Source organism: Streptomyces sp. NPDC055400 (assembly GCF_053644375.1).
The window spans coordinates 34,684-46,729 of the sequence record NZ_JBSHLM010000006.1 but is presented as its reverse complement, the minus strand read 5'-3'; the positions used below and the strand labels follow the sequence as shown (position 1 = coordinate 46,729).

Here is a 12,046-nt window from a genome sequence, read left to right as displayed (position 1 = left end):
CGCACAAGGCCCCAGGGCGCGGGGCCGAAAGCAGTACGAAGCAGTACGAAGCAATACAAAGCAGTGCCGTAAACGTCCTCGCAGGGACCGAGGAGGAACCAGACGTTATGGGCGAGCGAAACGTGCACGACCGCAGGACGACCCAGGCAGGTGGGGCGCGATGAGTTCTCTGCTGCTCCTGACCAATGCCCTTCAGCCGTCGACGGAGGTGCTCCCCGCTCTCGGCCTGCTGCTGCACAACGTGCGGGTCGCCCCCGCCGAGGGCCCCGCACTCGTCGACACCCCCGGTGCCGACGTCATCCTCATCGACGGGCGCCGCGACCTCCCGCAGGTACGCAGCCTGTGCCAGCTTCTCCGCTCCACCGGACCCGGCTGTCCGCTGGTCCTCGTCGTGACGGAGGGCGGCCTCGCGGCGGTCACCGCCGACTGGGGCATCGACGACGTACTTCTCGACACGGCGGGACCCGCCGAGGTCGAGGCGCGGCTGCGGCTCGCGATGGGCCGCCAGCAGATCGTCGCCGACGACTCCCCGATGGAGATCCGCAACGGCGATCTGTCGGTCGACGAGGCCACCTACAGCGCGAAGCTGAAGGGGCGGGTCCTCGACCTGACCTTCAAGGAGTTCGAGCTCCTCAAGTACCTCGCGCAGCACCCGGGCCGTGTTTTCACGCGCGCCCAGCTGCTCCAGGAGGTGTGGGGCTACGACTACTTCGGCGGCACCCGCACCGTCGACGTCCATGTGCGGCGCCTGCGCGCGAAGCTCGGGCCCGAGCACGAGTCGCTGATCGGCACCGTGCGCAACGTCGGCTACCGCTTCGTGACGCCGGAGAAGGTCGAGCGGGCGGCGGACGCGGCGAAGGCCAAGGCGGCCGCTCCGAAGCCGGAGCCCGCAGAGCACACGGCGCACGCGGCACCCGCGGAAAAGGCCGGCACCACGGACTCCGGGGCCGATTCCCGGGCCGCGGCGGAGCCCGTCGAGCAGCCCCGGGCGGGCACTCACCAGGCCGCCACCGGACGCCCTGCCCAGCGGTAGGTCCATCCGCGTAGACTCCGCGCGTGGCCAAGGTGACTCGGGATGATGTGGCGCGACTGGCGGGTACTTCGACCGCGGTCGTGAGCTACGTCATCAACAACGGACCTAGGCCGGTTGCCCCGGCCACGCGCGAGCGTGTACTCGCCGCGATCAAGGAGCTGGGGTACCGGCCCGACCGGGTCGCCCAGGCCATGGCGTCGCGGCGGACCGACCTCATAGGCATGATCGTGCCGGACGCGCGCCAGCCGTTCTTCGCGGAGATGGCGCACGCCGTCGAACAGGCGGCGTCCGAGCGCGGAAAGATGGTCCTCGTCGGCAACTCCGACTACGTCGAGGAGCGCGAGGTCCACTATCTGCGGGCCTTCCTCGGCATGCGGGTGTCCGGCCTCATCCTCGTCAGCCACGGCCTGAACGATCTGGCCGCGGCCGAGATCGAGGCGTGGGACGCGCGCGTGGTCCTGCTGCACGAGCGGCCCGAGGCGATCGACGACGTCGCGGTCGTGATCGACGACATCGGCGGCGCCCAGCTCGCCACCCGCCATCTCCTCGAGCACGGCCACGCGTACGTCGCCTGTCTCGGCGGCACCGCCGAGACGCCGTCCGTCGGCGACCCGGTCTCCGACCACGTCGAGGGCTGGCGCCGGGCCATGCACGAGGCGGGTCTCCCCACCGAGGGCCGGCTGTTCGAGGCGCCGTACAACCGCTACGACGCGTACAAGATCGGGCTCGAGCTGCTCGCCGGGCCCCAGCGGCCGCCGGCGATCTTCTGCTCCACGGACGACCAGGCCTTCGGCATCCTGCGGGCCGCGCGCGAGCTGCGGATCGATGTGCCGGGCGAGCTGGCCGTCGCCGGGTTCGACGACGTGAAGGAGGCGGGTCTGACGGATCCGCCGCTGACGACGGTCGCGTCGGACCGCTCGGCGATGGCGCGGTCCGCCGTCGACCTCGTCCTCGACGACTCGCTGCGCGTCGCCGGCTCCCGGCGTGAGCGCCTGAAGGTGTTCCCCTCGCGGCTGGTCGTCCGCCAGTCCTGCGGCTGCCCCTGACCGCACACAAACGCGCGCCGGCCCCCGAACCGCGGGACCGACGCGCGCGTGCTGCGTGTCACTCAGAACACGGGCTCAGAACATCAGGTTGTACTGGTTGAACCCGGTGCCGAGGCTCTTGCGCGCGCCGAAGACGTCGGAGGACGCCTTGTTGGTGCCCGGGTAGAGCCAGAGCGTGCCGCCCGAGTCGCGGGCCATGACGTCGGCGATACCGTCGCCGGTCACGTCGCCGCTCGTCACGTACGAGGTGAAGTTCCAGCCCGTACGCGCCTGGATGCGCGCGGCGAACGGGGTCTTCTCGACCTGTGTGCCCCGGTAGAGGTACAGGACGCCGGAGCTGTTGCGGACCAGGAGGTCCGCCTTGCCGTCGCCGGTCAGGTCTCCGTGGCCGAAGATCTTGACGCCCTTCCAGGCCTTGTCGACGACCTTGACCTTGCCGTAGAACTCGCCGTTGCCCTTGCCCGGGTAGAGGTACGTCGAGCCGTCGGCGTCCACCGCGACCAGGTCGGGGCGGGAGTCACCGGTCATGTCCCCGGGGATGGCGTACGACTTGTAGCCGCCCCACACCGAGGTGATCTGCATCCACTCGAAGTCGTCCGACGCGTGGTTGTAGTAGCTGCGGTACAGCTTGCCGTCGGTGCTGTCGCGGATGATCAGGTCCTGGAAGAAGTCCCGGTCCAGGTCGGCCTGGAGGGCCCAGCTCGCGGTCTGCCAGCCGGCGCTCTGGTAGGCGCGTGTCGCGAGCGAGGTGCCCTTGCTGTCCTGCTCGAACAGGCCCCCGGAGGGGGTGCGCGCCAGCAGGTCGGCCCGGCCGTCGAAGCTCAGGTCCGTGTCGTCGATGCGCGGCTGGGCCGCCCAGACGTACGAGGAGACCTTCGTGAAGACGGGGTAGGCGCCCTTCGCGGTGCAGCCGGAGACGCCCCACGAGACGATGCCGACGACGCGGCCGCCGACGACCACCGGGCCGCCGGAGTCACCGCTGCAGGGGCTCTTGGTGCCCTCGTCGGTGCCCGTCGCCGGCGTGCCCGCGCAGAACATCGAGCCCTCGATGAAGTCGTCCTCGCCGAGGACCGACTGCATCGCGCTGTTGCAGGTGGAGTCGGAGACCATCGGCAGGGTCGCCTTGCGCAGGGTCGCCGACAGGTCGGCGTCCTCGGCGCCGGAGGTCAGGCCCCAGCCGTAGACGGTGGCGGAGGTGCCCGCCTTGTAGGAGGCGGTGTCGTTGCTCTGGACCACCTTCGCCCACTGGTCCTCCAGCGGACGGTCCAGGGTGAGCACCGCGATGTCGTTCTGGATGGTGTCGGCGTTGTAGCGCGGGTGGTTCCACTGGCGCCAGACGCCCGCGACGGTGCCCTGGGCGCTGTCGAGCAGACCGGCGGTGCCGGCCACCACCGCGCCGTTGTTCACCCAGTCCAGACCGGCGACGCAGTGCGCCGCGGTGAGGACCTTGTTCGGGGCGACGAGGGTGCCGCCGCAGAAGTAGCCGTCGCCGGACGCGGCGTCGTAGTACGAGAGCTGGACCATCCACGGCGCGGAGGAGATCGACGTCTCGGTGCCGCCGATGATGAACGGCGTCCTGTTGGGCGTCGTCTCCGGGGTCGCCTGGGTCTTCGCGGCCTCGACGACCCGCTTGCGCAGTTCGGCGTCGGAGGCGGAAGGGGCCGGATTCGCGGTACGGGCGACGCTCGCGCCGGGCAGTCCGGGCGGATCGTCGGCCGCGGTGGCGGGGTGCGCCACGAGGGCGCCGGCGCAGCTCAGCGCCAGCGCGAGAGCGGCCGTGGACAGCGCCGTGACGGGGCGTCTCCAGCGGTCGCGCAGGGCAGGTATCACTCAGGGCTCCTGGTGTGAAGAGTGGCTTCAGGGCCCGAGAAGGGACGTGACGACGCACACCACGGCCGGTACCGGGCACAGAGCACACGAAGAATCGGGCTCAGCCCCAGGCATCGCCGCAGACCCCCCTCCGGCGCACGGATCGTAGATCCCACGGCCCCCTGAACACACGGCCTTCACAGCAGGCAGGTGAGAGTTGTTCCGGCGCCCTCCCGCATCTCACCCCCCGTCAACCCACCGTTTTCCAGGGGCGCCTTTATTTCGGGCAAACAGGGTTCTCGCGGGACTCTCAGGGCACGCTCAGGCGGCTCTCATGTACACGGCACAGGCTTACTGCCATGACCGAGAGCTTCCGCCGAAGCGGCGAGTACCCCCAGGGCCAGCAGCAGCACTCGCAGTCCTCGTATCCGGGGACCCCCGAGGCGGGCGGCGCCTTTCCGCCCCCGCCCGCGTACGACCCGCCGCAGCCGGCGAACGCCGTCCCGGGTTCGGCGATGTGGCCCGCTCCGGTACCGGAGGGCTCCCTCGCGCCGCCCGCACGCCGGCGGCGGGTCAAAGGCCCGCTCGGGCTGCTCGCCGCGGTCGCCATCGCCGCCGCGGCCGTGGGCGGCGGCACCGCGTACGCCTTCCAGGAGCTGACCGGCAAGGACTCCACGTCCACCAGCGCCGGCGCGAGCGTCGTGCCGACCAGCAAGAAGGGCACCGTCGCCGGTGTCGCCGAGGCCGTCAGCCCCGCCATCGTGGAGATCAGCGCGACCTCGAACGCGGGCAGTTCGACCGGCTCCGGCGTCGTCATCACGAGCGACGGCGAGATCGTCACCAACAACCACGTCGTCTCGGGCGCCTCGACGGTCAAGGTGCGGACGAACGACGGCAAGACCTACACCGCCGACGTCGTCGGCACCGACGCCAAGAAGGACCTCGCCCTCATCAAGCTGAAGAACGCGTCCGGCCTCAAGACCGCGTCCCTCGGCGACTCCGACAACGTGAGGGTCGGCGACGAGGTCGTCGCCATCGGCTCCCCCGAGGGCCTGACCGGCACCGTCACCAGCGGCATCGTCTCCGCGCTCGACCGCGACGTCACCGTCTCCACGGACGAGGAACAGCAGCAGCAACAGGGCGGCGGCAGCGACGGCCAGTGGCCGTTCGAGTTCGGCGGGCGGCAGTTCAACGGCGACACCGGCTCGTCCAAGACGACGTACAAGGCCCTCCAGACCGACGCCTCCCTCAACCCCGGCAACTCCGGCGGCGCCCTCATCGACATGAACGGCAACATCATCGGCATCAACTCCGCGATGTACTCGGCCAGTTCGGACAGCGGGTCCGGGTCGTCCGGCGCCGGCAGCGTCGGTCTCGGCTTCGCCATCCCCGTCAACACCGTCAAGGCCGACCTCGACTCGCTGCGCAGCGGGGGCACCTCCGGCAGCTGACCCCGGCCGCGCGCCGCCGCGCCGCGCCCGCCCGCAGCCCCACCGTGCGAGGCTGATACCGGCCCCCCACCACCGTCCGCACCCCCGAGGAAGCCCGCCCATGAGCCCCGCCGAAGGCGACCGCGAACCCCAGCGCATTCTCATCGTCGACGACGAACCCGCCGTCCGCGAGGCGCTGCGGCGCAGCCTCGCCTTCGAGGGGTACGGCACGGAGGTCGCGGTCGACGGCGCCGACGCGCTCGACAAGGCGGCCGCGTACCAGCCCGACCTGGTCGTCCTCGACATCCAGATGCCGCGCATGGACGGCCTCACGGCCGCCCGGCGGCTGCGGGCCGGGGGGTCCCGGACCCCGATCCTGATGCTGACGGCCCGCGACACGGTCGGCGACCGTGTGACCGGGCTCGACGCGGGCGCCGACGACTACCTGGTCAAGCCGTTCGAACTGGACGAGCTGTTCGCGCGGGTACGGGCGCTGCTGCGGCGCAGCGCCTACGCCTCGGCGGCGGGCCCGGCGGACGACGCCGGTGACGTCCTGTCCTTCGCCGACCTGCGCATGGATCTCGCGACCCGCGAGGTCACACGCGGCGCGCGCACCGTCGAGCTGACCCGCACGGAGTTCACGCTCCTGGAGATGTTCCTCGCCCACCCGCGCCAGGTCCTCACCCGTGAACAGATCCTCAAGGCGGTCTGGGGCTTCGACTTCGAGCCGAGCTCCAACTCCCTGGACGTGTACGTGATGTACCTGCGCCGGAAGACGGAGGCGGGCGGCGAGCCGCGGCTCGTTCACACGGTGCGGGGTGTGGGGTACGTGCTGCGGGCCGGGGGCGCGGAGTGATCAGGCGGGTCCGTGCGCTTCCTCTGCGGTCGCGGCTCGCGCTGCTCGTCGCGGTGGCGGTGGCCGTCGCGGTGGCCGCGGTCTCGGTCACGTGCTGGGTGATCGTGCGGGGGAAGCTGTACGCGGAGGTGGACGACCAGCTGCACTCGACGGACAAGACGCTCCAGGCCGGCGAGGTCACCGGCCTCCTGCAGGACTGCGGTCAACGGCCCAGCGCCCGCCCGACCGCCCTGCGGAGCACGTCCTACGCCCAGCTGATCAAGGCGGACGGCACCCCCTGCGTCTTCCCCAATTCCAGCGGCACGGTGGAGGTGACCAGCAGCGACAAGTCCGTGGCCCGAGACCCCAACCCGGGCGTCGAGACCTACCGCAACGGCACGGACACCGACGGAAAGCCGGTCCGGGTGGTGACCGTCCCCGTCGTGCTCGGCGGCCCCGGTCAGCCGGTGCTCGCCGGAACGGCGCTGCTCGTCGCCCTCCCCCTCGGGGACACCCGGTCCACGCTCAACGAACTCGCCCTGGTCCTCCTCCTCGTCTCCGGAATCGGCGTCGTCGGCGCCGGCGCCGCCGGCCTGTGGGTCGCCCGCACCGGGCTCCGGCCCGTCGACGAGCTCACCGACACCGTCGAACACGTGGCCCGTACCGAAGACCTCACCGTGCACATCCCCGTGGAGGGAGACGACGAGATCGCGCGGCTGTCCGCGTCCTTCAACTCCATGACCGCCTCGCTCGCCTCGTCGCGCGACCTCCAGCAGCAGCTCATCGCCGACGCCGGGCACGAGCTGCGCACGCCCCTCACCTCGATGCGCACCAACATCGAGCTGCTCACCCGCAGCGACGAGACGGGCCGCGCGATCCCGCCGGACGACCGCAAGGCGCTGATGGCCTCGCTCAAGGCGCAGATGACCGAACTGGCCGCGCTCATCCGGGACTTGCAGGAGCTGTCCCGTACGGGCCTGGCGGCCGGCGACGCGCCCCTCAAGGTCGTCGCCCTGCACGACACGGTCCGCACCGCGCTGGAGCGCGCCGCGCTGCGCGGGCCCGAGCTGACGATCACCTCCGAGCTGGCGCCCTGGTACGTGCGGGCCGAGCCCGCGTCCCTGGAGCGCGCGATCGTGAACCTCCTCGACAACGCGGTCAAGTTCAGCCCGCCCGAGGGCACGATCGAGGTCCACCTCATGCGCGGCCGGCTGACCGTGCGCGATCACGGCCCCGGCATCCCGGCCGATGAACTCCCGTACGTCTTCGACCGGTTCTGGCGCTCGCAGAGCGCGCGGGCGCTGCCGGGTTCGGGTCTGGGCCTGTCGATCGTGGCGCGCACGGTGGAGAGCTGCGGCGGCACCGTCGAGCTCGGGGCCGCGGAGGGCGGCGGCACGGTCGCGACGGTGCAGCTGCCGGGCGCCCCGACGCCTCCGCCGGAGGTCCCCGACGGCGCGCCGGACGCGCCCTAGGGGGTGTCCGACCCTGACTCGCCGGACACCCCCTAGCGCTCGAAGCCCAGCCCCTCCCCCGTGAGCCCGACCCGGATCCCGTCCTTCTCGACCGTCACGCCGCTCAGCCGGACGTCGCCCCTCCCGTCGCCCGGCAGTTTCGGCAGCCGGAACGCCAGGGAGAGGCGGTCGGCGAGTTCGGGGCGGGTGAGCCGGGTGAGGCCCTGGAGCAGCGCCGGGTCGAGGCCGAACTTCTTCAGGAGCGCCGGGTGCGCGAGCGCGAGGTCGACCAGGTTCAGGGACATCAGCTGGTGCACGAAGCGCGGTGAGCCGGTGAGCTCGCTCAGGCGCCGGTCGCTGCGCAGCGCCGCGCGTACCGCCGAGTCGGGCACGCCGAGCCGGTGCACGAGCGACGGCACGGACAGCAGGGCCTTCGCCTTGGCGGTCTCGGCCGCGAGGCGCGTCACCGAGCGGCGGCTCAGGTGCAGGCCCTCGGACGGGCGGGTGCCGGGCCGGTACGTGGCGAGGTCGCCGATGTCGAGCCGCATGCCGCCGATGTCGGTGGCGATGCCGGTGTCACCGATGCGCCGGATCGTGGCGTCGGCGCGCACCTTCAGGTCGTGTCCGGCGACGGGCAGCGTGCCGCGCGCGAGGACCCGGTCGCGGCCCTGTCCGCTGAACGAGACCTGGGAGGCGCCGAGTTCGCGGTTCAGGTCGTCGAAGGAGAGCAGGACCTCGCCGGTCATGCCGCCGATGCGGGCACCGCGCACATCGGTGAGGCCGTCGCCGTCGATCGTCACGTCGCGGACGGTCGCGGAGACCTTGGCGAGGGAGACGCGACTCGCGGCGACGTCGGGGACGGTCACCTTCACCTCGTCCAGGCGCCGGTCGGCGAGCTGCGTGAGGAACGGGAAGCCCTCGATGTCGACCTCGGGCGCGGCGCTCAGGTGCAGCTGGTCCTTGAGCCGGCCGGCGGCGCGGTGCTCGGCGTAGAGGAGGGCCCAGCGGTCCGCGAGGGTGACGAAGGCGGCGAGGACGAGGATCCCGACGACGGCCTTCGTGGCGAGCGAGAGCCCGGCGAACCGGTTGCGGCGGCGGCTGCCGCGGCGGTGGTTGGGCCTGGACCAGGACTGGTCGTCCGGGCCCGCCTCGGGGTCCTCCTCGTGGAGGAACTCGTCGAGCGGGTTGTCCGCGAGGGCTCCCAGCTCGTCGTACGGGTTGTGCGGCACAGTGCCCGATGGAACGGATTCCTCCGTACGTCCATCAGACAGTTCGGCGGACTCGGACGTGAACGTGGCTATGCGGTGGGGGGAACGCATCGTGAGATTTCACCACACGTCCCGACCCCACCGCTGAGCTTTACTCCCAGTAAGGGACGGTTCAGGCCCCCAACCCGGCCGTGCGATACGTCACTTCACGATCGTGATCCGGTCCGCCTTCGGGGGCGCGATCGGCGACGCCGCCGACGAGTTGGCGCTCAGATAGTCGTTGAACGCCTTCAGGTCGTCGCTGCCGACCAGCGGGTTCTTGCCCTGGCCGAGCGCCGCGAAGCCGTCGCCGCCGCCCGCGAGGAACGAGTTCATCGCGACGCGGTAGGTCGCCGCCGGGTCGATCGCGGCGCCGTTCAGCCTGATGGAGTCGACGACGACCCGGGCCGCGCCCGTCTTCGTCATGTCGAGCGTGTACGTCAGGCCCGCCGACGGCTGGAGGATCTTGGGCGAGGCCTCGTTGGAACCGCTGACCTGCTGCTGGAGCGCGGCGATGACCTGCGCGCCGGTCAGGTCGGCCAGGTTCACGGTGTTGCTGAAGGGCTGCACGGTGAAGCCCTCGCCGTAGGTGACGACGCCGTCGCCCTCGCTGCCGCTCGCCTTGTACACGAGGTCGGAGCGCACGCCGCCGGGGTTCATCAGGGCCAGCGAGGTCTTCGGGTCGAGGGTCTTGGCGTGCGCGAGCTGCGCGTCCGCGATCAGATCGCCGAGCGGCGCCTCCGGCGAGGCGGCGCCGCGGCCCGGGATGTCCGCCGAGATGTAGCCGACGGGCTGGTTCGCGACGGGCGCGGCCATCTTGTTCCAGCGGCCGATGAGCGCGGTCATGTCCGCGGCCTTCGGCTGCGTGCGGCTCACCACGTGGTTGGCCGACTTCACCGACGTACGCACGACGTCCTTGGTGCGGCGGTCGTACGTCAGCGTCGTGTCCGTGTAGAGCTTCCCGTACGAGGACGCCGAAGTGACCATGCGGGGCTTGCCGGACGGGTCGGGGATCGTGCAGACGTACGCGTTGTGCGTGTGGCCGGTGACCAGCGCGTCGACCTTCGGCGAGATGCCCTTGGCGATGTCGACGATCGGGCCCGAGATGCCGGCGCCGCCGCTCGGGGAGTCGCAGTCGTAGTTGTACGAGCCGGAGGCCGGCACACCGCCCTCGTGGATGAGCGTGACGATCGACTTCACGCCCTGCTTGTCGAGGATCTCGGCGTACTTGTTGACGGTCTCGATCTCGTCGTGGAACTTCAGGCCCTTGACGCCGTCCGCGGAGACGATGCCGGGGGTGCCCTCAAGGGTCACGCCGATGAACCCGATCTTCACGCCGCCCTGCTTCCACACCCAGTAGGGGGCGAGGATCGGCTTGCCGGTCTTCTCGTCCGTCACGTTGGCGGCGAGGTAGGGGTAGTCGGCGCCCTCGAACTTCTTGCCGTCCTCGAAACAGCCGTCCTTGGGGTGGCAGCCGCCGTTCTGCATGCGCGCCAGTTCCGTGGCGCCCTCGTCGAACTCGTGGTTGCCCACGCTCGTGACGTCCAGGTCGAGCTTGTTCATCGCCTCGACGGTGGGCTCGTCGTGGAAGAGCCCCGACAGCAGCGGGCTGGCCCCGATCAGGTCGCCGGCCGCGGCGGTCACGCTGTACGGGTGACCCTTCCTGGCGGTCCGCAGGGACGTGGCGAGGTACTCGACGCCGCCCGCGTCGACCTTCCTCGTGGTGCCGTCCGGCAGGTTCTCCGTGACCTGGCCCGACGAGCCGGCCGGCGGCTCCAGGTTGCCGTGGAAGTCGTTGAAGGAGAGCAGCTGCACGTCGACCGTGCGACCGCCCTCGCCCCCGTGGTGCCGGTCCTGTGTGGCGTTCGCGGGCAGCGCCGCGACGAGCGCGCCGACGGTGGCGAACCCGGCCGCCGCGGCGAGTATCCGCGAGGCGGCGCGGCGTCTGGTCCTGTGCGGTGTCAGCGGAGTCATGGATACGTCCCCCTGTGTGGGTGCTGTGAGACGGAGGTGGCGGCGGTGTGTCGTGAACAAGTCGGCAGCCTAGGGTCAACGCGCGTAGCACGACAGGGGTTTGCCGGTTACGAGCTGATTGCCATCACCCGGCAGCAAGCCCGGCGCGGGCCTGTCGCCGTACCCTCTTGTGCATGACCAGCGATGCCGTGCCCACCGCCCCCGACCGCCAGATCGAGACGCTCACCGCCCTCACTCCCGACCAGGCGGAAGCCGTCCTGGAGATCCTCTCGGACGCCGCCCGTGCCGACGGGCAGCAGGCGGTGTCGGAGCAGGGCAGGCTGCAGCTGCGCGGCGGCCCCAGGGAAGGCGTGCGCCACTTCCTGCTGACCGTCGACGGCAAGCTGATCGGGTACGGCCAGCTGGAGGACACCGACCCGATCGAGGCGCCGGCCGCCGAGCTGGTCGTGCACCCCGCGCACCGCGGGCACGGGCACGGCCGTGCGCTCGGCTCGGCGCTGCTCGGCGCGTCCGGCAAGCGGCTGCGGGTCTGGGCGCACGGCGGCCACTCGGCGGCCCGGCACCTCTCGCAGGTACTCGGCCTGACCCTGTTCCGTGAACTGCGCCAGATGCGGCGCCCGTTGGCCGAGGGGCCCCCGCTCGCCGAGCCGGTGCTGCCCGAGGGCATCATCATCCGGACCTTCGTGCCCGGCGAGGACGACGCGGCCTGGCTCGCGGTCAACGCGGCGGCGTTCGCCCACCACCCCGAGCAGGGCTCGCTGACCCAGCGCGACCTGGACGACCGCAAGGCCGAGCCCTGGTTCGACCCGGCCGGCTTCTTCCTCGCCGTACGGGAGGACGACGGCGAGGTCGTCGGCTTCCACTGGACCAAGGTCCACGCGGAGGAGCAGCTCGGCGAGGTGTACGTCGTCGGGGTCGCGCCCGGCAACCAGGGCGGCGGCCTCGGCAAGGCGCTCACGGCGGTGGGCCTGCGGCACCTGGCGGCGTCGGGCATGCCGACGGCGATGCTCTACGTGGACGCCGACAACAAGCCGGCGGTCACGGTCTACGAGCGCCTCGGCTTCGTCACGCACGAGACGGACCTGATGTACCGCACGGAGTCGTAGCCGGTCGCAGAACAACAGAACACAGATCAGCAGCACCCGAGGGGCAGTCGTCACTTGACACTGCCCCTCTCTTGCACCACCCTTTCACTACTTGATTAGTGAAAGGGTGGTGTTG

Annotated in this window: 9 protein-coding genes; 6 read left to right on the top strand and 3 right to left on the bottom strand. The window is 71.4% G+C overall.

The features are described from left to right. Nucleotides 1–160: 160 nt before the first annotated feature. Together ACWIGU_RS17170 and ACWIGU_RS17165 are read left to right on the top strand one after the other, a co-directional pair. Nucleotides 161–1,033 (top strand): winged helix-turn-helix transcriptional regulator, encoded by an 873-nt coding sequence (locus tag ACWIGU_RS17170; protein WP_454401694.1) that lies wholly within the window; start codon nucleotides 161–163, stop codon nucleotides 1,031–1,033. Between the two features lie 23 nt (nucleotides 1,034–1,056). After that, complete coding sequence (locus tag ACWIGU_RS17165) at nucleotides 1,057–2,079, top strand: LacI family DNA-binding transcriptional regulator (RefSeq protein WP_454401692.1); 1,023 nt, start codon at nucleotides 1,057–1,059, stop codon at nucleotides 2,077–2,079. Nucleotides 2,080–2,154: 75 nt separating this feature from the next. Here ACWIGU_RS17165 and ACWIGU_RS17160 read toward each other — a convergent pair whose 3' ends face one another. Next, complete coding sequence (locus ACWIGU_RS17160; RefSeq protein WP_454401690.1) at nucleotides 2,155–3,909, bottom strand: trypsin-like serine protease; 1,755 nt, start codon at nucleotides 3,907–3,909, stop codon at nucleotides 2,155–2,157. Between the two features lie 338 nt (nucleotides 3,910–4,247). Here ACWIGU_RS17160 and ACWIGU_RS17155 point away from each other — a divergent pair, with 338 nt between their 5' ends. The 3 genes from ACWIGU_RS17155 (at nucleotide 4,248) to ACWIGU_RS17145 (ending at nucleotide 7,625) form a co-directional block, all read left to right on the top strand. Next, a complete protein-coding gene (locus ACWIGU_RS17155; RefSeq protein ID WP_454401688.1) occupies nucleotides 4,248–5,339 on the top strand; it encodes a S1C family serine protease in 1,092 nt (363 codons plus the stop codon). Nucleotides 5,340–5,439: 100 nt separating this feature from the next. Continuing rightward, entirely contained in the window at nucleotides 5,440–6,174 is a 735-nt protein-coding gene (locus ACWIGU_RS17150) for a response regulator transcription factor (RefSeq protein ID WP_266562694.1), read from the top strand. Beyond that, the gene (locus tag ACWIGU_RS17145) at nucleotides 6,171–7,625 is read left to right on the top strand and encodes a HAMP domain-containing sensor histidine kinase (RefSeq protein WP_454401685.1); all 1,455 of its coding nucleotides are present in this window, start codon (nucleotides 6,171–6,173) and stop codon (nucleotides 7,623–7,625) included. The genes ACWIGU_RS17150 and ACWIGU_RS17145 overlap by 4 nt, the downstream gene beginning before the upstream one ends. Nucleotides 7,626–7,657: 32 nt before the next feature. On the opposite strand, the gene ACWIGU_RS17140 is transcribed toward ACWIGU_RS17145, so the two are convergent. Then, nucleotides 7,658–8,923, bottom strand: a complete 1,266-nt coding sequence (locus ACWIGU_RS17140) for an LmeA family phospholipid-binding protein (protein WP_454401683.1) — start codon at nucleotides 8,921–8,923, stop codon at nucleotides 7,658–7,660. Nucleotides 8,924–9,013: 90 nt separating this feature from the next. Further along, the gene (locus tag ACWIGU_RS17135; protein ID WP_454401681.1) at nucleotides 9,014–10,825 is read right to left on the bottom strand and encodes a bifunctional metallophosphatase/5'-nucleotidase; all 1,812 of its coding nucleotides are present in this window, start codon (nucleotides 10,823–10,825) and stop codon (nucleotides 9,014–9,016) included. A 173-nt stretch (nucleotides 10,826–10,998) separates the two neighbouring features. Between ACWIGU_RS17135 and mshD the strand changes: the two genes are divergently transcribed. Beyond that, on the top strand, nucleotides 10,999–11,931 hold the full coding sequence (gene mshD / locus ACWIGU_RS17130; protein ID WP_454401679.1) for a mycothiol synthase: 933 nt from the start codon (nucleotides 10,999–11,001) through the stop codon (nucleotides 11,929–11,931). Nucleotides 11,932–12,046: the final 115 nt, after the last annotated feature.